Source organism: Rhizobium sp. LEGMi-198b, assembly GCF_054114205.1.
Map to the genome: position 1 here is coordinate 1,127,790 of NZ_JBSYVH010000001.1, position 20,031 is coordinate 1,147,820.

At 61.0% G+C, this 20,031-nt stretch carries 24 protein-coding genes; 15 read left to right on the plus strand and 9 right to left on the minus strand.

Annotated features, from left to right (window positions below; genetic code table 11):
- Window positions 1-10: 10 nt before the first annotated feature.
- Window positions 11-568 (minus strand): cysteine hydrolase family protein, encoded by a 558-nt coding sequence (locus ACXHXG_RS05505; protein WP_457898674.1) that lies wholly within the window; start codon window positions 566-568, stop codon window positions 11-13.
- Between the two features lie 128 nt (window positions 569-696).
- On the opposite strand from ACXHXG_RS05505, the gene ACXHXG_RS05510 reads away from it, so the two are divergent.
- Entirely contained in the window at window positions 697-1,314 is a 618-nt protein-coding gene (locus ACXHXG_RS05510; protein WP_457898675.1) for a LysE family translocator, read from the plus strand.
- A 135-nt stretch (window positions 1,315-1,449) separates the two neighbouring features.
- A complete protein-coding gene (cysK, locus tag ACXHXG_RS05515; protein ID WP_283048745.1) occupies window positions 1,450-2,418 on the plus strand; it encodes a cysteine synthase A in 969 nt (322 codons plus the stop codon).
- A gap of 69 nt (window positions 2,419-2,487) precedes the next feature.
- Here the strand turns inward: cysK and ACXHXG_RS05520 are convergent, their stop codons facing one another.
- Window positions 2,488-4,020 (minus strand): YifB family Mg chelatase-like AAA ATPase, encoded by a 1,533-nt coding sequence (locus ACXHXG_RS05520; protein ID WP_104821758.1) that lies wholly within the window; start codon window positions 4,018-4,020, stop codon window positions 2,488-2,490.
- Between the two features lie 133 nt (window positions 4,021-4,153).
- Here ACXHXG_RS05520 and ACXHXG_RS05525 point away from each other — a divergent pair, with 133 nt between their 5' ends.
- Window positions 4,154-4,555, plus strand: a complete 402-nt coding sequence (locus tag ACXHXG_RS05525) for a hypothetical protein (protein WP_104821757.1) — start codon at window positions 4,154-4,156, stop codon at window positions 4,553-4,555.
- Window positions 4,556-4,611: 56 nt separating this feature from the next.
- On the opposite strand, the gene gshB is transcribed toward ACXHXG_RS05525, so the two are convergent.
- The 5 genes from gshB to rsmI all read right to left on the minus strand — a co-directional run bounded on the left by gshB (window position 4,612) and on the right by rsmI (window position 8,636).
- Window positions 4,612-5,559, minus strand: a complete 948-nt coding sequence (gshB, locus tag ACXHXG_RS05530; protein ID WP_457898676.1) for a glutathione synthase — start codon at window positions 5,557-5,559, stop codon at window positions 4,612-4,614.
- Window positions 5,560-5,668: 109 nt separating this feature from the next.
- Window positions 5,669-6,172 (minus strand): cupin domain-containing protein, encoded by a 504-nt coding sequence (locus tag ACXHXG_RS05535; protein ID WP_199773512.1) that lies wholly within the window; start codon window positions 6,170-6,172, stop codon window positions 5,669-5,671.
- A 96-nt stretch (window positions 6,173-6,268) separates the two neighbouring features.
- Window positions 6,269-7,264: an endonuclease gene (locus ACXHXG_RS05540; protein WP_457898826.1), complete on the minus strand. Its 996-nt coding sequence runs from the start codon at window positions 7,262-7,264 to the stop codon at window positions 6,269-6,271.
- A 102-nt stretch (window positions 7,265-7,366) separates the two neighbouring features.
- On the minus strand, window positions 7,367-7,735 hold the full coding sequence (locus ACXHXG_RS05545; RefSeq protein ID WP_283048740.1) for a YraN family protein: 369 nt from the start codon (window positions 7,733-7,735) through the stop codon (window positions 7,367-7,369).
- Window positions 7,728-8,636, minus strand: a complete 909-nt coding sequence (gene rsmI / locus ACXHXG_RS05550; protein ID WP_104821754.1) for a 16S rRNA (cytidine(1402)-2'-O)-methyltransferase — start codon at window positions 8,634-8,636, stop codon at window positions 7,728-7,730. The genes ACXHXG_RS05545 and rsmI overlap by 8 nt, the downstream gene beginning before the upstream one ends.
- Window positions 8,637-8,882: 246 nt before the next feature.
- Between rsmI and dnaN the strand changes: the two genes are divergently transcribed.
- The 7 genes from dnaN (at window position 8,883) to ACXHXG_RS05585 (ending at window position 13,981) form a co-directional block, all read left to right on the plus strand.
- Entirely contained in the window at window positions 8,883-10,001 is a 1,119-nt protein-coding gene (gene dnaN / locus ACXHXG_RS05555; RefSeq protein ID WP_285169009.1) for a DNA polymerase III subunit beta, read from the plus strand.
- 163 nt (window positions 10,002-10,164) lie between these two features.
- Window positions 10,165-10,758: a phospholipid N-methyltransferase PmtA gene (pmtA, locus tag ACXHXG_RS05560; RefSeq protein WP_283048733.1), complete on the plus strand. Its 594-nt coding sequence runs from the start codon at window positions 10,165-10,167 to the stop codon at window positions 10,756-10,758.
- An 86-nt stretch (window positions 10,759-10,844) separates the two neighbouring features.
- Window positions 10,845-11,432, plus strand: a complete 588-nt coding sequence (locus ACXHXG_RS05565; protein ID WP_457898677.1) for a histidine phosphatase family protein — start codon at window positions 10,845-10,847, stop codon at window positions 11,430-11,432.
- Between the two features lies 1 nt (window position 11,433).
- Complete coding sequence (pyrF, locus tag ACXHXG_RS05570; protein WP_457898678.1) at window positions 11,434-12,126, plus strand: orotidine-5'-phosphate decarboxylase; 693 nt, start codon at window positions 11,434-11,436, stop codon at window positions 12,124-12,126.
- A 25-nt stretch (window positions 12,127-12,151) separates the two neighbouring features.
- The gene (locus ACXHXG_RS05575) at window positions 12,152-12,439 is read left to right on the plus strand and encodes a DUF1330 domain-containing protein (RefSeq protein ID WP_457898679.1); all 288 of its coding nucleotides are present in this window, start codon (window positions 12,152-12,154) and stop codon (window positions 12,437-12,439) included.
- Between the two features lie 111 nt (window positions 12,440-12,550).
- Complete coding sequence (locus ACXHXG_RS05580) at window positions 12,551-13,531, plus strand: complex I NDUFA9 subunit family protein (RefSeq protein WP_457898680.1); 981 nt, start codon at window positions 12,551-12,553, stop codon at window positions 13,529-13,531.
- 285 nt (window positions 13,532-13,816) lie between these two features.
- Entirely contained in the window at window positions 13,817-13,981 is a 165-nt protein-coding gene (locus ACXHXG_RS05585; protein ID WP_199773511.1) for a hypothetical protein, read from the plus strand.
- A 70-nt stretch (window positions 13,982-14,051) separates the two neighbouring features.
- On the opposite strand, the gene ACXHXG_RS05590 is transcribed toward ACXHXG_RS05585, so the two are convergent.
- Window positions 14,052-14,852, minus strand: coding sequence for an undecaprenyl-diphosphate phosphatase (locus ACXHXG_RS05590; protein ID WP_104821747.1), 801 nt, complete (start codon window positions 14,850-14,852; stop codon window positions 14,052-14,054).
- Window positions 14,853-15,003: 151 nt separating this feature from the next.
- On the opposite strand from ACXHXG_RS05590, the gene ACXHXG_RS05595 reads away from it, so the two are divergent.
- From ACXHXG_RS05595 to ACXHXG_RS05605, 3 genes are read left to right on the plus strand one after another with little or no spacing between them, the layout of a single operon-like run.
- Complete coding sequence (locus ACXHXG_RS05595; RefSeq protein WP_104821746.1) at window positions 15,004-15,696, plus strand: glutathione S-transferase family protein; 693 nt, start codon at window positions 15,004-15,006, stop codon at window positions 15,694-15,696.
- 12 nt (window positions 15,697-15,708) lie between these two features.
- Complete coding sequence (gene queG / locus ACXHXG_RS05600) at window positions 15,709-16,866, plus strand: tRNA epoxyqueuosine(34) reductase QueG (RefSeq protein ID WP_457898681.1); 1,158 nt, start codon at window positions 15,709-15,711, stop codon at window positions 16,864-16,866.
- Window positions 16,866-17,738 (plus strand): SDR family oxidoreductase, encoded by an 873-nt coding sequence (locus ACXHXG_RS05605; RefSeq protein WP_457898682.1) that lies wholly within the window; start codon window positions 16,866-16,868, stop codon window positions 17,736-17,738. Before queG ends, ACXHXG_RS05605 begins: the two co-directional genes overlap by 1 nt.
- A 309-nt stretch (window positions 17,739-18,047) precedes the next feature.
- On the opposite strand, the gene ACXHXG_RS05610 is transcribed toward ACXHXG_RS05605, so the two are convergent.
- Complete coding sequence (locus ACXHXG_RS05610; protein WP_457898834.1) at window positions 18,048-18,260, minus strand: hypothetical protein; 213 nt, start codon at window positions 18,258-18,260, stop codon at window positions 18,048-18,050.
- On the opposite strand from ACXHXG_RS05610, the gene ACXHXG_RS05615 reads away from it, so the two are divergent.
- Together ACXHXG_RS05615 and ACXHXG_RS05620 are read left to right on the plus strand one after the other, a co-directional pair.
- The gene (locus ACXHXG_RS05615; protein WP_457898827.1) at window positions 18,163-18,504 is read left to right on the plus strand and encodes a septal ring lytic transglycosylase RlpA family protein; all 342 of its coding nucleotides are present in this window, start codon (window positions 18,163-18,165) and stop codon (window positions 18,502-18,504) included. The genes ACXHXG_RS05610 and ACXHXG_RS05615 overlap by 98 nt on opposite strands.
- A 214-nt stretch (window positions 18,505-18,718) precedes the next feature.
- Window positions 18,719-20,008: an RsmB/NOP family class I SAM-dependent RNA methyltransferase gene (locus ACXHXG_RS05620; protein ID WP_457898683.1), complete on the plus strand. Its 1,290-nt coding sequence runs from the start codon at window positions 18,719-18,721 to the stop codon at window positions 20,006-20,008.
- Window positions 20,009-20,031: the final 23 nt, after the last annotated feature.

Consider the following 20,031-nt stretch of genomic DNA (forward strand, 5'->3'; position numbering starts at 1 on the left):
GGGGGGGAATTCAGAAGGCGATTTGGGCGGTCGGGATAAGCTTGATCTCATGCGGGCCGGCATCGAAGCCGTCCAGCAGCATATTATGATGAGCGATGATCGCCTCGAATGTCAGCTTGCCCATATCGGCGGTGGTATGACCGTCCGAGAGCAGCGTCACATCGAAGCCGAGCGAAACCGCGCGTCGTGCAGTCGTGTCGACGCAGAATTGCGTCATACAGCCGCCGATGACGAGATGGGTGATCCCCTTTGCGCGCAAGCGCGCCTCGAGATCGGTCTCGAAGAAGGAATCGCAGCTCGTCTTGTGGGTGACGACATCGCCGGCCTCCGGCGCGATTTCGCGGCGCAACTGCCAGCCTTCGCCGCGCTTCGCCAGACGATGCGTTCCCTGGCCATCATGCTGAACGATGAAGGAAGGAATTCCGGCGGCGCGGGCCTGGTGTTTCAATGCAGCAAGCCTTGCCACGACACCTTCCAGGGCGGCGTCGATCGCTGGTTGGCGCTCTGGCGTGCCGAGGCCGCTCAAAACGGCATTCTGAAGGTCGATCAGGAGCAATGCGGACGACATGGGAGCCTTATGCAACACGGTTTCGACGGGCCGTTACCCTTGGTAGTATGTTCGCGCCGTTTGCGCAATCGCTTGAAAACGCAAGAGTGCTGCGATACAGCAATTGCCTATTCCTGGAGGATCGCACCATGACGCTTGCAGCCCTGCTCGCCTATAGCGGCGCGCTTTTCATCGCCGCCGCGATTCCCGGGCCGGGCATCACCGCGATTGTTGCCCGCGCTCTCGGCTCCGGCTTCCGGGAGACCTTTTTCATGGGTCTCGGGCTCGTGCTCGGCGATATGATCTACCTGACAGCGGTCATTCTCGGCCTCGCCTTCGTGGCGCAGACCTTTACGGAGATCTTCATCGTCATCAAGATTGCCGGTGCGCTTTATCTTGGCTACATCGCCTGGAAGCTCTGGACCGCTGGGCTGCTCTCCACCGATGTCGCAGCGAAAAAATCGATGAGCGCCGGCATGTCCTTCCTCTCCGGTCTTCTCGTGACGCTTGGCAACCCGAAGGTCATGTTATTTTACGTGGCGCTCGTGCCGACCCTGATCGATATCGGCAGCATCGGGCTTCGCGAATATGCCACGCTGATTGCGGCGACCTTCATTGTGCTGTTGGTGGTGCTGATCCCCTATATGCTGCTCGCTTCCCGGGCCTGCACCCTCCTTAAGAGGCCAAAAGCGCTGCAGATTTTGAACCGGGTTGCCGCCAGCATTCTCGCCGGCACGGCTGCCTTCATCGCCGCCCGCGCGGCCTGAAAAAACCTTTCTCGGCACAACGACGCGGGAGATTCTTTTCCCACGACATAGGGTCGGCGGAGTGATCCCAGACTGGTTTCCGCCGGCGTTTAATCCTATTGTGCCTGTACAATTCCAATGGAGGGAGAGCTACCCATGTCCGACACCCGCAAACCAGGCCGCGGCCGCGTCTATGCCTCGATCACCGACACCATCGGTGACACGCCGATCGTGCGTCTCGACAAGCTGGCCAAGGAGAAGGGCGTCAAGGCCAATTTGCTGGCGAAGCTCGAGTTCTTCAACCCGATCGCTTCCGTCAAGGACCGTATCGGCGTTGCCATGATCGAGAGCCTTGAAGCACAGGGCAAGATCACCCCCGGCAAAAGCGTGCTGATCGAGCCGACCTCCGGCAATACAGGCATAGCACTCGCTTTCGCCGCCGCCGCCAAGGGCTACCGGCTGATCCTCACCATGCCGGAGACGATGTCGATCGAGCGCCGCAAGATGCTACTGCTGCTCGGTGCCGAGCTGGTGCTGACCGAGGGTCCGAAGGGCATGAAGGGCGCGATCGCTAAGGCCGAGGAACTGGCATCGACACTGCCCGACGCGATCATCCCGCAGCAGTTCGAAAACCCGGCCAACCCGGAAATCCACCGCAAGACGACGGCAGAGGAAATCTGGAACGATACGGACGGCCAAGTCGATATCCTCGTGTCCGGCATCGGTACCGGTGGCACGATCACCGGCGTCGGCCAGGTGCTGAAAGCCCGCAATTCGAATATCAAGGTCATCGCCGTCGAGCCGGCTGACTCGCCTATCCTCTCCGGTGGCAATCCCGGCCCGCACAAGATCCAAGGCATCGGCGCCGGCTTCGCCCCGAAGATTCTCGACACGCACATCTATGACGAAGTCGTCACCGTCACCAACGACGAAGCTTTCCAGCATGCACGCCACATCGCCAAGCTCGAAGGCGTGCCAGTCGGCATCTCCTCCGGTGCGGCCATCGCGGCTGCGATCAAGATCGGCCAACGGCCGGAAAACGAAGGCAAGAATATCGTCATCATCATCCCCTCCTTCGCCGAGCGCTATCTCTCGACGGCGCTGTTCGAGGGCCTGGGCGGCTGATAGGCCTGCTTCGATCGCCAGGGATTCAAGGGGCGCTGCGGCGCCCTTTGTCATTTCAGCCGCTTGCGCTTACGCCGCCGCGGTCAGCCGCTCGCCGGCAATGCGGTAGGAAATGGCTTCTGCGAGGTGGATGCGCCCGACGGTTTGCTTGTCGTCGAGATCGGCGAGCGTGCGGGCCACTTTCAGCACGCGATGATAGCCGCGGGCGGAAAACTTCATCTTCTCGGCCGCGTCGCGCAGCAATTGCAGGCCGGCGGCGTCCGGCTCGGCGATCGTTTCGATCATCGATGTCGAGCAGCGGGCATTGGTGGAAATTCCCTTCATCCCGGCGGCCTCGAAGCGTTCGCGCTGCCGCTCGCGGGCACGGGCGACACGAAGGGCGACATCGGCGCTCTTTTCGGCCGTCGTCGGGCGGATGAGATCGGCCGCAGAGACGGCGGGCACGTCGAGGCGGATATCGATGCGGTCCAACAGCGGTCCGGAAATCCGGCCCTGATAATCCGCGACGCAGCGCGGGCCGCGGGCGCAGGTGTGACCCGGCTCGCCGGCCATGCCGCAACGGCAGGGATTCATCGCTGCAACCAATTGAATGCTCGCCGGATAGGAAACGCGATGATTGGCCCTGGCGATGACGCATTCGCCCGATTCCAGCGGCTGGCGCAGCGCATCCAGCGCTTGCGGCGAAAACTCGGGCAATTCATCGAGAAAAAGGACGCCGTGATGGGCAAGCGATACCTCGCCGGGGCGGGCACGCAAGCCGCCGCCGACCAGCGCCGCCATGGTGGCGGAATGATGCGGCGTGCGATAGGGCCGGCGGTCGGAGAGCTTTCCGCCCGAAAGCTGACCGGCAACGGAATGGATCATCGACACTTCCAGCAGCTCCGCCGTCGACAATGGCGGCAGAATGGACGGCAGGCGCGAGGCCAGCATCGACTTGCCGGAACCGGGCGGGCCGACGAAAAGCAGATTATGTCCCCCGGCCGCCGCCACTTCCAGCGCCCGCTTGGCGCTTTCCTGGCCCTTGATATCGGCGAGATCGGGGACGTTGGCGGCATTGGCGCGGATCGCCGGTTCGGGGCGTGACAGAACCTGGGTGCCGCGGAAATGATTGGCGAGCGCGATCAGGCTGCGCGGCGCGAGAATATCGATGTCGGCGCCGGCCCAGGCGGCCTCAGGACCGCTTTCGGACGGGCATATCAGCCCCTTGCCGATGGCATTGGCGGCGATCGCGGCCGGCAGCGCGCCAGCGACCGGCGCGATCGTGCCATCGAGGTTGAGCTCGCCGATGACGGTGTAGGCCGCAAGCGCATCCGCCGGGATGGCGCCCAGCGCCGCCATCAGCCCAAGCGCGATCGGAAGATCGAAATGGCTGCCCTCCTTGGGCAGGTCCGCGGGTGCGAGATTGACCGTGACCTTCTTCGGCGGCAGCGACAGGCCAGAGGCATGAAGAGCTGCCTGCACCCGTTCGCGGCTTTCGGCCACGGCCTTGTCCGGCAGACCGACGATATGCATCAGCACCTTGCCCGGGGAAATCATCACCTGCACTTCGACAGGAACGCCCTCAATGCCTTGAAACGCAATCGTGCTGACGCGCGCTACCATCCCCGCCCTCTTTTAACTCGTTTACCGTTATCAATTTTTCATAACAGACTATGGGTTGCATAGTGGCAGAAAACATGGAATAAAACAAGAACAATAAAAGAACGAAGGGACGATTTCTACAATCGGAGCAAATATGAGACTTGTAGTATCGCTATCCCTTCTACTGAGCGCTGTTCTGGCCGGCTGCCAATCTATCGATGGCGGGGATAATCTGGAAAAAGGCGCTCCCTATCAATTAAGCGCCAAGGAAATTGCCGCGGTGGAAAAGGGTTTGCACGAGCAGCTTCCCTATGAGGGCGTGCTGATCTTCGGGCCGATGGCGGCTTCCAAGGATAGCAAGGGCTACGTCAGCGTCTGCGGCACCATCAGCTCCTTTGGCGGCCTGCACGGTGTCATGGACAAGCGGCCTTACGTCGGCATGATGGTCGACGTGAAACCACTTTTCGGCTTCGTGCCGACGGTCATCGCAGACGATAGCTCCACCGGACCGTCGGCAGTGATCCTAACCTGCCGCCGGATGGGCATCGCGATATAGCCCGCCTTGCGGCGAGCGGAGAGGCGGCGTCCTGGTCCCTATAGGGCAGGCGCCCCTCAAGCCCGCTTCGCTTCGATCGCATCCCACAACAGGCTAGCGATATCGGCGCCGCCGAAGCGCTTGACTTCGCGCAGGCCGGTCGGCGAGGTGACGTTGATCTCGGTCATATAGTCGCCGATGACGTCGATGCCGACGAGCAGGAAGCCGCGCGCTCTCAATGCCGGGCCGATGCGCTCGCAGATTTCCTTTTCGCGCGGCGTCAGTTCGGTCGCCTCGGCGCGGCCGCCGACATGCATGTTGGAGCGGCTGTCATGCTCGGCCGGCACACGGTTGATCGCGCCGACCGCCTCGCCGTCGACGAGGATGATGCGCTTGTCGCCCTTGCGCACGTCGGGCAGATATTGCTGAGCGATGAAGGGCTCACGGAAGAGCTGGCCGAACATTTCGAGCAGAGAGGATAGATTGCGGTCGTCCCGCGTCGAATGAAAGACGCCGGCGCCGCCATTGCCATACAGCGGCTTCAGGATGATATCGCCCATCTCCTCGCGGAAGCGGCGAATTTCGGCCGGATCGCGCGTGATCAGCGTCTTCGGCATGAGATCAGCAAATTCGGTGACGAAGATCTTTTCCGGCGAATTGCGCACCCAGGCCGGATCATTGACGACGAGCGTCTTGGGATGGATGCGCTCGAGTAGATGCGTCGAGGTGATATAGGCCATGTCGAAGGGCGGGTCCTGGCGCAGCAGCACCACGTCCATGGTCGAGAGATCGACGCGCTCCGGCTCGCCGAGCTCGAAGTGATCGCCCTTGACGTCGCGAACGATCATCGGCTCAACCGTCGCGTAGACATTGCCGTCACGCATGCTCAAGCGCTCGGGCGTGTAATGGAAGAGCTTGTAGCCGCGGGTCTGGGCTTCCAGGCTCATGGCGAAGGTCGAGTCACCCGCAATGTTGATGCTCTTCACATGGTCCATCTGGACCGCAACATTCTTGATACCAGCCATAGTCAGCCCTCGCTCGAATTTGCGGACAGATGTAGGTCGGCCTGCATCCAAACGCAACGGCTATTCAAGGGCTTCCGTCAGAGACGTCTTTCGTCTGGGCTGGCCGCGCTCAGGCGGCAAGGCCCTGTGCGCCGCCCTGCCGGATGAAGTTGCGCAGGCGATAAGCCATGGTCAAAGGCTTCGGGAACGGCTTGCGGCAGAAGGCGACCTTGCGCAGATAGTGATCGATGCGCCATGTGGCCCAGGTTCCGCCCGCGAAATAGGCAACATCGCCTGCGCTGAGCGTGCGTTCGACGCCGTCTTCCGTCGTGATATGCACCTCGCCTTCAAGGATCATCACCGTTTCGTCCCAGCCGAAATACCAGCGAAACTCGCCTGCCGTGCAATCCCACAGCGCCGTCATCGCGGCATCATCCCGCCCACGCGAATGCTCGGCAATGCGCGCAACCGGATCGCCGGCCAGGATCCACGACGGTTCGATCGGCGAGGGCTTCATTTCCATCTCATCGCTTGCGCCAGCCACGAAGCTCTTCGACTGCGGCAATGCAACAACAACCGGGACCGCACGCGCGGCAAAGGCCGCCATGCTCGCCAACATCAATCTCAAAACCATGCAATCCCCCAATTCCAAGCGCGTCTCAGTTTCCATCGCACGGAAGAGGTAACGGCGCGGTTCATGAAATCTGGCGCATTTTAATGATTGCAGAGATCAGGCAGAAAAACCTTCGATTGTACAGACGACCATGTCATGATCGGATAGCGGCTTGCCCTCCTCATTGAGGGAGGAAACAAGGTGGCTTTCGCCGATCTTCAAACCGCGAGTGATGAACCAATCGAGCTTCATGGTGCGATCGGGAAAACGCGTGATCAGGCTCGGGCGCGTGCTCGTCTGATCCAGCGGGCCACCATGGCATTCGAAGCCACGGCCTTCGGCCATGGCGAACAGGGTATCGGTCGAGAAATCGCCGCCGGTGTGATTGCCGGTATTGAGATCGCCGCCGATCAGGATCGGAAGACCGGGCGCGAAGGCCTCGACAGCGTCGATCAACGCCGCCATCTGCCGCTCGCGATAGGCAGCGGTCGCGACACTTTCGAGATGAACCGACACGGCAACGAGGGGACCGGCCTCGGTCCCGACGATGGCGCCGACAGCACAGCGATCGCCGATGCGCGGCTGCTCATTTCCGTCGTTGAACCAGACGGCCTCGCCCGGCAGGCGGAAGAGGAAAGCATCCTTCAGGGCAACGGAGGACATCAGGGCGTTGCCGTGAAAGCCCTTCTCGTTGAAATCGTCGCGGCAGAAGGAACGCTCGATTTCCGAGCCGAGGCTGAGTTCCAGGAATTCCACGCCATAGGCATAGTTCATGCCGAGTTCGCCGGCGACGATCGCGGTCGGGTCATTCTGTTCGGTGCGCGCCATGCCCTCGTCCATCTCGGAGAGCAGGATCAGCGGCGCTTTGGTCGCCTTCAGCTTGGCGGCGGATTCGAGGGGGAAAAGGCAGCGTTCCAAATTCCATGCCGCCACGGTGAAGGGGAAAGCAAGCGGCCGATCCTCGCCAGTCGCGCCACCAACGCGCACCGTGTTCATGCAGGCAAGCGACGCCAATGTTGCCGCGTGAACGTCAGGGGTCTTTTCCAACGAAATGAAGCCCTTGCGTTCCTCCTGCGAGGGAACGGCGAAAGCGGAAACGGTATTGCGGATCATCATGAGACCTGTCGAAGTGGCTAAAGCGCGATGCCTGGAAGCGGTGTCAGCGCGGTGGTCTGGCAATAGTTGCGCTTTGTGACGTTGCCATGATGGCAGACGTTAAAAAGCATCCGGAAAATGGCGTGGCCAGCGGCCAGGCAGGATGGCAACGATATCGTAGCGCTGCGACAACAGCGCATAGTCCGGCTGGCGGGCAAGCCAGAGGTCACTCGCGGCACGGATGCGCCTTTGCGCGGAAAAAGAAACGGCGTCGATCGCCTCCTGCGCACCACGCCTGGCCTTTACTTCGACGAAGACGGCGAGATCGCCTTTGCGGGCGATGATGTCGATTTCGCCGAGCTTGGTGCGATGGCGAATGGCGAGGATGCGGTAGCCCTTGAAGAACAGGAAAAGTGCTGCGGCATATTCCGAGACATGGCCGCGCCGCCACGCTTCCCGCCGCTTCAGCCTCTCGCCGGTCTCAGCCATGGCGCTCCTTCATATCGAGCAGTCGCTGGTAAAGCTCCTTGCGCGGCAGGCCGGTGATGCGGGCGGCTTCTGCCGCGGCCTTGGCGGTCGGCATGCTGCGGGCGAGATCCCCAAGAATGGCCTCGACATCCGCCTCCGCCGCAACACTTTCCGCCGGCGGGCCGACGAGCAGGACTATCTCGCCTTTCACATGCTCGACGGCCTCATAGAACACGGCAAGCTCTGTGAGCGTGCCGCGACGGAATTCCTCGAAGGTCTTGGTGAGTTCGCGGCAGACGGCCGCCTTGCGCTCGCCGCCAAGTACATCGGCGGCTGCGGCGAGCGTCGCGGCGATGCGATGGGGCGATTCAAAGAAGATGAGGGTAGCGGGAACGGCGGCGAGTTCGGCCAGCCGGTCGCGGCGGCCCTTGTCCTTGGCGGGCAGGAAGCCAGCGAAGAAAAAGGCGTCGTTGGGCAGGCCGGAGCCGACCAGCGCGGCGAGCGGCGCGGAGGCTCCGGGGATCGGCACGACACGGTAGCCCGCCTCGATCGCCTGCAGCGCCAGCCGGTAGCCGGGATCGGAGACCAGGGGCGTGCCGGCATCGGACACCAGCGCCACCGAGCGGCCAGCTTCCAGCGCCTGCAGCAGCCGCGGCCCTGCCTCGTCGGCATTGTGCTCATGATAGGCGAAGGGTCGGTTCTGTATTCCGTAACGGTCGAGCAGCACGCGGGTGACGCGCGTATCCTCGCAAGCGAGAACATCGGCACCGGCCAGCGTTTCCAGCGCCCGGAGCGTGATGTCGCCGAGATTGCCGATCGGCGTGGCGACAAGATAAAGCGCCGGCTCCAGCGGACGGGCAGGAACCGTGGTATTGTGCAGGCGGAAGCTGCGCGCTCCGCCGCTTGTGTGTTCGTCGCTCATGCCGACCCTGAATTCGCCTCGGATTCATCGTCTTTATGGGCGAGGTATGGCCTGACGGCAAGAGCGGCGCAAATCCTGTGAGCATTGTCGGCCAAATACCGAAATGAGGTGCAGCATACCCGGATGCCTCTTGCATTCGCATGCTGAGTTCTGTCATTTTGCCCGTCCAATCTCGGGCCTTGTCCGAAAAAGCATCCTTCGGGCGCCTGTGGCTGCCCGGGAGTAACGGTCGAAAGCGGTAGCATCATGCGTATTACAATTGAGCGGTCGAACCTCCTGAAATCGCTGAACCACGTGCATCGCGTGGTCGAGCGTCGCAACACGATCCCGATCCTGTCCAACGTGCTGCTCAAGGCCGAGGGCACAAGCCTCGACATGAAGGCGACCGACCTCGATCTCGAAATCACCGAGGCGACGCCCGCCAATGTCGAAAAGGCCGGCGCCACCACCGTACCGGCGCATCTCCTCTACGACATCGTGCGCAAGCTGCCGGACGGTTCGGAAGTACTGCTCGCCACCAATCCTGACGGCAGCTCGATGACGGTTGCCTCGGGCCGCTCGAAATTCTCGCTGCAGTGCCTGCCGGAATCGGACTTTCCGGACCTGACCGCCGGCAGCTTCAGCCATTCCTTCAAGCTGAAGGCGTCAGACCTGAAGATGCTGATCGATCGGACGCAGTTCGCGATTTCCACCGAAGAGACGCGTTATTATCTGAACGGCATCTTCTTCCATACGATCGAAAGCAAGGGCGACCTGAAGCTGCGGGCCGTGGCCACGGATGGCCATCGCCTCGCCCGCGCCGATGTCGACGCCCCCTCGGGTTCGGAAGGCATGCCGGGCATCATCATCCCGCGCAAAACGGTCGGCGAATTGCAAAAACTGGTCGACAGCCCCGATGTTGTCGTCACCGTCGAAGTGTCCGATGCGAAGATCCGCCTGACGATTGGCTCGATCGTCATGACCTCGAAGCTGATCGACGGCACCTTCCCCGATTATCAGCGCGTCATCCCCACCAGCAACGACAAGGAAATGCGGGTCGATTGCCAAAGCTTTGCCCAGGCCGTCGACCGCGTCTCGACCATTTCGTCGGAGCGCGGCCGCGCCGTGAAGCTGGCACTGTCGGACGGCCAGCTCCTGTTGACGGTCAATAACCCCGACTCCGGAAGCGCGACCGAAGAAGTCGCCGTCGGCTACGACATGGACGCGATGGAAATCGGCTTCAACGCCAAATATCTGCTCGACATCACCGCGCAATTGTCCGGCGATGCGGCGATCTTCCTTCTTGCCGATGCTGGCTCGCCGACGCTGATCCGCGACACGGCCGGCGACGATGCTCTCTATGTCCTGATGCCGATGCGCGTCTAGCGAAACCGAAGCGCCCTTCATGCGTTCTTCGGAACGACAGAGGGGCGCTTTTCTTTGAGCCTGTGCAGCTTGCGACATTTTCTCTTTGTATTGCGCCATGGCATTGCAAGATGAGAGATAAACGATATGTAAGCCGTAACTGTTAAAACTGGTGGGGGAGAGCATGGCGCTGCGTCTCAAGGAACGGCTGGGCAAGAAGTTCGACGAAGAAATCCGTTTCTTCAAGGGTATGATGCAGGGTCCGAAAACGGTCGGTTCCATCGTTCCGACCTCCTCGATTACCGCCCGCAAGATGGCGAGCGTCGTCAATATCCATTCCGGCCTGCCGGTGTTGGAGCTCGGCCCCGGCACGGGTGCGATCACCAAGGCGATCCTGGCGCGCGGCGTCGAACCGGAAAATCTCGTCGCCGTCGAATATTCCACCGACTTCTATAATCATCTCGTCCGTCTTTATCCCGGCGTCCATTTCATCAATGGCGACGCCTTCGATCTCGACAAGACGCTTGGGGTGTTGCGCGGCCAGACCTTCGATTCCATCGTCTCGGGTATTCCACTGCTGAACTTTCCCATGAAGGCGCGCGTCGCTCTGCTCGAAAGCCTGCTGGACCGCATCCCACCCGGCAGGCCTGTGGTGCAGATCTCCTACGGACCGGTCTCGCCGATCATTGCCCGGCCGGATCGCTATCATATCCGCCACTATGATTTCATCGTCCGTAATATCCCGCCGGCCCAGCTCTGGGTTTATAGCCGGGGCTGAGGCTATCCAGGAAGAGTCATCTTGCCACCGCGTTTCGGCTGGACATATTCCTGTTCCGAGACCCTTCAGTATGGAATCCTGCTCCGATGTTCGCTCTCTATATTACGCACCCGCAGGTGCGCATCGATCCCTCTGTGCCGGTTCCGGACTGGGGTCTTTCCGATATCGGCGCGGAACGCGCCAGACTGGCGGCAAATCGCGCATGGGCGCGTGAGCTCGGCCTGATCGTTTCCAGCGGCGAGCGCAAGGCGATCGAGACTGCCGAAATCCTGGCGACAGCCAGCGGCGCAGCTGTCCAGATCATCGAAGCCATGCATGAGAACGACCGCAGCGCCACGGGCTTCCTAGCCCCGCCTGAATTCGAGAAGGCGGCCGACTGGTTCTTCGCCCATCCGCATGAAAGCTTCAAAGGCTGGGAGCGCGCGATCGATGCGCAGGCGCGGATTGTCTCGCAGGTAGAGGCCGTTCTTTCTCGGCACGACCCGCGCACGCCGATCGCCTTTGTCGGCCATGGTGGCGTCGGTACGCTGCTAAAATGCCATCTCGAGGGCAAGCCTATCGCGCGCCAGGGCGATCAGCCGCCCGGCGGCGGCAATCTTTTCTGTTTCGACCTTGCGAAGCGCGCCGTCTCATGCGACTGGACGCCTATGGAAGATTGGCAGGGGTGGAGTTGAGATGACCGCACGCGACCGCTTGATCGTTGGACTGGATGTTCCAAACCTTCAGGAGGCCGAAAAGGTCGTCACGGCGCTCGGCGACGATATTCTCTTCTACAAGATCGGCTATCAGCTCGCCTTCGCCGGCGGCCTGGAGTTTGCCCGCGACCTTGCCGCCGACGGCAAGAAGATCTTCCTCGACATGAAACTGCTCGACATCGACAACACGGTTGCGTCCGGCGTTGAAAACATCGTCAAAATGGGTATGTCGATGCTGACGCTGCATGCCTATCCGAAGGCGATGCGCGCCGCCGTTGCCGCAGCCAAGGGTTCCGATCTTTGCCTGCTCGGCGTCACCGTGCTGACCTCGATGGACGAAGAGGATCTCATCGCCGCCGGTTATGAATACGACCCGCATACGCTGGTACTGCGCCGCGCCGAACAGGCGCTCCTCGCCGGCATGGGCGGCATCGTATGCTCGGCCGAAGAATCTGCCGCCGTGCGCAAGATCATCGGTCCGGACATGGCACTGGTGACCCCCGGCATCCGCCCGACCGGCAGCGACAAGGGCGACCAGAAGCGCGTGATGACGCCGACCGAGGCCATCAAGGCCGGATCGAGCCATCTCGTCGTCGCCCGGCCGATCGTCAAAGCGGCCGACCCGAAGGAAGCGGCCCGCGCCATCCTCGCAGAGATGGACGCCGCGCTCTAAATTGCAGGAAACAGGGAGACCGGACATGGCCAAGGGATATTGGATCGCACGCGTGGATGTACGCGACCCTGAGCGCTACAAGGACTACGTTGCCGCCGCCAAGCCGGCTTTCGAGAAATACGGCGCGAATTTCCTCGCCCGCGGCGGCGCTTTCACGCCACTGGAAGGCCAGGCGCGCGGCCGCAATGTCGTCATCGAATTCCCGTCGCTGCAGCATGCTGTCGATTGCTACAACTCGCCGGAATATCAGATCGCCGCCAAGATTCGTCATGAAGTCGCAGACGCCGAAATGGTGGTCGTCGAAGGCGTCTAACGCTTTTAAAAAGCAGCCGGAACATGCGGTGTGATAGCACTTCACCTCGGCCCTCGGATCGGTTAAGACGAAACCAGATCAGCCCTATTTAAGCCTCTCGAGGAGCCTGCCATGACCCTGTCCAACCTTCCACCGCTCGTGACCGTGTTCGGGGGATCGGGCTTCATTGGGCGGCATGTCGTGCGCGTGCTCGCCAAGCGCGGCTATCGCATCCGCGTCGCCGTGCGCCGCCCCGATCTCGCCGGTTTTCTGCAGCCGCTCGGCAATCTCGGCCAAATCTCGATCGTCCAGGCGAACCTGCGTTACCGCAACTCCATCGATCGCGCCGTCGAAGGCGCACAGCATGTGGTCAATTGCGTCGGCATCCTCGCCGAAAGCGGCCGCAATAAATTCGATGCCGTGCAGGAATTCGGCGCCAAGGCCATCGCGGAAGCTGCACGCGGCGCCGGCGCTTCGCTGACGCATATTTCCGCCATCGGCGCCAATGCCAATTCGCCTTCCGCCTATGCCCGCACCAAGGCTCGCGCTGAAGCCGGCATCCTGTCGATCAAGCCCGATGCCGTCATCCTGCGGCCATCGATCGTCTTCGGTCCGGAAGACAGCTTCTTCAACAAATTTGCCGATATGTCGCGCACCGCGCCCTTCCTGCCGCTCATCGGCGGCGGCGAGACGAAGTTCCAGCCGGTCTATGTCGAGGATGTCGCCGAGGTAGTCGCCCGCGGCGTCGACGGCAAGCTGAAGGCCGGCACGATTTACGAGCTTGGCGGTCCGGAGGTGCTTTCTTTCCGCGAATGTCTCGAAACGACGCTTGCCGTTATCAACCGGAAGAAGTCGCTCGTCTCCATCCCCTTCGGCCTCGCTTCGCTCATCGGCTCGGTCGCTTCGCTGGTGCCGCTCATCACGCCGCCGATCACGCCCGATCAGGTTCGCCTGCTGAAGCACGACAATGTCGTCTCCAAGGAAGCCGAGGCGGAAGGCCGGACCCTGCAGGGTATCGGCCTGATGCCGACCCTGCTCGTCTCCGTGCTGCCTTCCTACCTGGTACGCTATCGCCCGCAGGGCCAGTTCACCGGCTCCGGCAAGGCCGCGTGACGCTTTGTAGCGATTCGGAAAAATTGAAACGCCGTCTGGTTCATCCAGGCGGCGTTTTTGTTTCCTCTGGCTGCGTTTTCGGCACCGGGAGAGCTAGCTTTGCCGTCTTGATTCACAGCTTGGCGTTGCTCAAAAGACGCACACTGAAAATAGTAGCATTAACGTCAAATTTAACATGAACCTTTATTGCTATTCATCATTTCACTGACTAACACAACCGCGCGTCGCCAAGCCCGGCACGGGCCAATCGTGGCGCGTTTCACTTCTGCGGAAAGGCATTCTTCGATGGGTAAGTCTATCGCGCTTTTGTTTGCGTGCGCGGCACTGGTGATCCTCGCTGGCTCGTTCGTGGCCCGCGGCAGCATCGCCTCGGTCAAGGGTGAATGCACGCCGACCTATGGCGTCGATCCCTGCACGACGGGTTCCATCGAGCCTTCATCCTCGAACTGATCGAGCATGAAAAAAGGCCGGTTCTCACCGGCCTTCATTTTTCTCAAGATTTCACCCCCGGCGATCGGCCTCAGCCGACCGTATAAAGCCCGATCAGGCCGAGCACGCCAATGGCGATGCGCCACCAGGCGAAGGGGGCATAGCCGCGGCGCGAGACGAAGTCGAGCAGAGCCCGGACCACGAACAATGCCGATATGAAAGCGGTGAAGAAGCCGACGACGATCAGCAGGCCCTGGTCCGTGCTGAGGTCGTGACGGCTCTTCCACAAATCCAGCGCGAAGGCGCCGGCCATGGTCGGCATGGCAAGGAAGAAAGAGAATTCCGCGGCCGAGCGCTTGTCAGCGCCAAGCAAGAGGGCGCCAACGATGGTGGAGCCGGAACGCGATGTTCCCGGGATCATTGCCAGACATTGGAAGAAGCCGATCTTGATCGCCATCGGCCAGGAAAACTCATAGGCGCTGGTATATTTGGGTTTGAACTCGATCTTGTCGATCGCCAGCAGAACGATGCCGCCAAGAATCAGCGAGATACAGATAACCTTCGGCGAATCGAACAGCACCGTCTTGATGAAATCATGCGCGATCGCGCCGATCACGGCAGCCGGGAGGAAGCCGAAAAGGACCGCCAGCACGAAATGGCGAGCCTTGACGCTGACCGGCAGCGCCTTTGCGATTTGAACGAGACGATTGAAATAGACGAGCAAGATGGCGAGGATAGCACCGAGCTGGATCAGAACGTCGAAAGTGGCAGCTTCATCAAAACCGAGGAAATGTCCGATCAATATCAAATGACCCGTGGAGGATACGGGAATGAACTCCGTCAGGCCTTCCACAAGGCCCAAAAACAACGCGATAACAATTTGTTCAGCCATATTGTGTCCTTTGTCAAAGAGCGGGGTGGCCCGATTCGCTTGTAATAGCTAGGCCAAACTCCTATAGCTTCAACCGATGACGTATGACTAGGGCCGCAAGATGGTGGGCCCGAGACTCTTATAAGCATCAACTGCAAAAGCCCGAGTATCAATGCCGACGCTGTATCATCATTCCATGTCATCTCCGTCACGGTTCGTCCGTCTGATTCTGACCGAATACGGCTATCAGACGGAGTTGATCGAGGAACAGACGTGGGAAAAACGGCGCGATTTCCTGGCGCTCAATCCGGCCGGCACCCTGCCGGTCTATGTCGACGACAGCATGCGGGCGCTCTGCGGCGCGACCGTGATCTCCGAATATCTCGACGAGACGCATGGCGTTTTGAAGCGAGACCGCCGGCTTCTGGCCGAAGACCCGTTCCAGCGCGCCGAAATCCGCCGGCTGACGGAGTGGTTCATGCAGAAGATGGAACAGGACGTGACGCGGCCTCTGGTGCGCGAACGGGTCTACAAGTTGCAGATGACTGCCGATCAGGGCGGCGGCGCTCCCGATTCCAAGGTGATGCGCATGGCTCGCGGCAACATCCGCCAGCACATGAAGTATCTCTCCTGGCTTGCGGGTTCCCGCCAATGGCTCGCCGGCGATCGACTGAGCTATGCGGATCTCGCTGCTGCCGCCTCGGTTTCCGTTCTCGATTACCTCGGCGAGATCGACTGGATGGAATCACCCGTTGCCAAGGAATGGTATCAGCGGCTGAAATCGCGCCCGTCGTTCCGGCCGATCCTGGCGGAACGCGTGCGCGGCATCACGCCTGTATCGCACTACGCCGATCTGGATTTCTGACGAGGGCTGCATATGCCCGAAGACCGTGCCATAGATAAAGAAAGCAAGCGAAGGCATAGGCTGACGGCCTTTCTTCGCGACGAAGCACAGGCGCAGGGATTCGATCTCTGTCGCATCACCCGACCGGACACTATTCCGGACGCGGGGATCAGGCTCAATCAATTCCTTGAACAAGGCTACCACGGCACCATGGCGTGGATGGAGGAAACGCGCGAACGTCGCGGCGATCCGCACATGCTCTGGGGCGATGTCCGCTCCATCGCCGTCTTCGGTCTCAATTACGGTCCCGAGGAAGACCCGCGCGGCATTCTGGCGAAGCCTGATAAAGCGGCCATTTCCGTCTATGCCCGCAACCGCGACTATCACGACATCATCAAGGGCCGGCTGAAGGAGATCGCCACCCGCTTTGCGGCGCGATCGCAGGAGGACGTCAAGGTCTTCGTCGACACGGCGCCGGTCATGGAAAAGCCGCTGGCTGCCGCAGCGGGCCTCGGCTGGCAAGGCAAGCATACCAATCTCGTCAGCCGGACGCACGGTTCCTGGCTGTTTCTTGGCTCGATGTTCACAACAGCCGATCTCGAACCGGATCAGCCCGAGATCGATCACTGCGGCTCCTGCCGCGCCTGTCTCGACGTCTGCCCGACGGCCGCATTCCCGGCCCCCTATCAGCTCGATGCGCGCCGCTGCATTTCCTATCTGACCATCGAGCATAAGGGGCCGATCGATCCGCAGCTTCGGCCGTTGATCGGCAACCGCATCTATGGCTGCGACGACTGTCTCGCCGCCTGTCCCTGGAACAAATTCGCCAGTGCGGCCGCCGAGATGAAGCTGGTCGCTCGCGACGACCTCAGGGAGCCGTCGATCGCCTTTCTGCTCGATCTCGACGATGCCGCCTTTCGCGCCTTCTTCAGCGGCTCGCCGGTCAAGCGCATCGGGCGTGACCGCTTCATTCGCAATGTGCTGATCGCCGCCGGCAATTCCGGGGATCGCGGCTTGATCACGGCATGCCGTGGCCTGTCGGAAGATCCTTCAGCCGTGGTGCGCGGCATGGCCGTCTGGGCGCTGTCGCGGTTGATGACGGCTGGCGAGTTCCGCACTTTTGCGGCAGAAAGAGGTGACGAACCGGACGCGGATGTCCGCGCGGAGTGGATACTGGCAGGAGTTGCGTGATGCATGTGATGATTTTCGGCTGCGGCTATTCAGGAACGGCTATCGCCAAGGCCTTCGCCGGCCAGGGCATTCGGATCACCGGCACGACCCGTTCGCCCGAAAAGACCGGCCCTCTTGGCGAGGAAGGCATCGAAGCTTTCGTCTTCGACGGAGAGACATTCGATCCCGCATTGAGCGAGGTGATGAAATCCGCCACGCATCTCGTCCAGTCGATCGCGCCCGGCAAGTCGGGTGATCCGCTGCTGCGGCTGGCGCATCTGAATATCCGCGCGCTCATGCCGAAGCTCGAATGGGTTTGCTATCTTTCCACCGTCGGCGTCTATGGCGACCACAAGGGCGCCTGGGTCAGCGAGGAAACGCCGCTGCATCCGGTTTCCGACCGCTCGGTTGAACGCGTCGAAGCGGAGGATGGCTGGCACCGCGTCGGAATCAGGCTCGGCATTCCGGTTGCCGTGCTCCGGCTTGCCGGCATCTATGGTCCTGGCCGCAACACCTTCTGCAATCTGGAAAAGGGAACGGCACGGCGGCTGATCAAGGCGAACCAGGTGTTCAACCGCATCCGCGTCGAGGACATCGGCGCCTGCGCCAAGTTCCTCTCCGACCGCAAACTGGGCGGCATTTATAATGTCACCGATAACGAGCCCGGTCCGCCGCAGGACGTCATCGTCGAGGCCGCCCGTCTGATGGGTGTCGAGCCGCCGCCGGAACAGGCTTTCGAAACGGCGGAGCTGACGCCGATGGCGCGTTCGTTCTATGGTGAGAACAAGCGGGTTTCGAACGCAAAACTGCGCGCGCTGGGCTTCCCATTCCGCTATCCGGACTATCGCATGTCGCTCGCCCAACTGTGGTCCTCGGGGCGCTGGCGCGGCTAAGGGAATTCGACCTCACCCCCCAGATCAATCGCACGAAAATTCCTACTAACCCATATTGGCTAGTTCAATTTGCTCCACATTTATGGTTAATGATCTCTGAAATTGCACAAATGCGGCAGCAAATAAGGCGAAGTCGGAAAATTATTTTTTCAAATTTCGTGATCTTCTGCATTGCAGCATCGATTTGGGAAAATTCGTTCGGTTTTTAACTGAATTTATTGTGTTTTTTCCATCAAACCTTAGTTTTAGCGATACTCGATATCACTCGTCATAAATCACAAATGTTACAGCATGTAACATTCCGTGATATTAGCAGGCACTTTTTTGCCATTTTTCGCCCGATTTAAGCCCCCGCCGCTCACCAGGCGCAAGTTCAATTGTTTGAGGGAAAATCGGTTTGAAGAAAATCAATCGTTCTGTTGCGATCATCGCAACTATATCCGCCGCTTTTGCTATCCTCTCGACGGACGCATTTGCAGCAACGGGATGCGGGGGCGCATCATGGTACGGGGGAAGCTCCAAGACTGCTTCCGGGGAACGCATGAGTTCGGGTAACTTTACTGCCGCCCACCGCTCGCTTGCCTTCGGCACACGCCTGAAGGTGACCAACCGCCACAATGGCCGCAGCGTTGTCGTTCGCATCAACGATCGCGGACCTTTCATTCGTGGACGCGTGCTCGATCTCTCCCGCGCTGCAGCGCAGAATATCGGCATGGTTGCCTCCGGCACGGCGAGCGTTTGCTACGACGTCGTCGCCTCGAAGTAATCGGCGGATTTGCTGGGAACGACCCCGGCGTTTCGGCCTGACGCTTGCTCTCTCCGTCAATCGCGGCTACCACGCGGTTGAGACGTCTCAATAATCTGCCGCCACGTGCTTATTTCGTGCGGATTGATGAGGTGTCAGTGACACTTTGGTGGCGCATGAGCCTTTCCGGTGATCCAGGTGGTTTCGGAACCATGCGCAAGCAGGAGAATAGTGAATGCGTCTGGGCGGCCGGCTGCAGGGGGCCATCGAAGTTCTTGCCGATATCGAAGCGCGCAAGCGACCAGTGGCCGACGCCCTGAAGGATTGGGGACTGGCCCATCGCTTCGCCGGCTCCGGCGACCGCGCCGCAATCGGCAACATCGTCTACGATGCTCTGCGCATGCGGCTGTCTCATGCTTGGCTGATGGGCGACGACAGCCCCTCCGCGCTTGCCCATGCCGTGCTCTTTCGCCAATGGGGCTTGACGCCCGAAGTGCTGGCCGCCGAATTCGAGGGCGACAAATTCGCGCCCGAGCCGCCAAGCGCCGAGGCGCTCGAAGCCTTTGCCGCCCGAAAGATCGAAGATGCGCCGCGCCATATCCAGGGCGACATTCCGGAATGGGTCGAGCATTCCTTCCAACAGGCTTTCGGCGATAGCTGGCTTGCCGAGGCCCAGGCATTGGCCGAGCGGCCGACGCTCGATCTGCGCGCCAACGCGCTGAAGGCCAGCCGCGACAAGGCCGTGAAGGCGCTGGAACGCGCCGGAGCGCACGCTTCGAAGATCGCCCGTTACGGCATCCGCATTCCCGCCGGCGAAGGCGCATCGCGCCTGCCGAATGTCACCGCCGAACTTTCTTTCCAGAAAGGCTGGTTCGAGGTGCAGGACGAAGGCTCGCAGATCGTTGCCGATCTTGTCCTACCTGAAGAAGGCGACCAGGTGCTCGACTATTGCGCCGGCGGCGGCGGCAAGACGCTCGCCATGTCGGCGGCGATGCACAATAAGGGCCAGGTCCATGCCTATGATTCCGATCGGCGGCGGCTGGCACCGATCATCGAGCGATTGAAGCGCGCCGGCACGCGCAATGTTCAGGTGCATGACGAAAGAAACGGCCTGCTCCCTTTGCGCGGCAAATTCGACAAGGTGCTGGTCGATGCCCCCTGCACCGGTACCGGCACCTGGCGCCGCCGCCCCGATACGAAGTGGCGGCTGACGCAGAAGAACCTCGACGAGCGCACCGGCCAGCAGCAGGAAGCGCTGGCTCAGGCCGGCGAATTCGTCCGCCCCGGCGGCCTGTTGCTCTATGTCACCTGTTCGGTCCTGCCGGAAGAAAATGAAACGCAGGTCAACCGCTTCGCAGCCAACAATCCGGACTTCGAAGTGGTCGAGGCGCTGAGCTCCTGGGAGAAGCTGTTCGGAAAAGATGCGCCCAAGCCGCGCTCTTCCGATGGCAAGACCATTACCCTGACGCCGGCATCGACCGATACCGACGGCTTCTTCTTCTGCCGGCTGCGGCGAAAGGGATAGGCAAGACTTATCCCGCCCGCAGC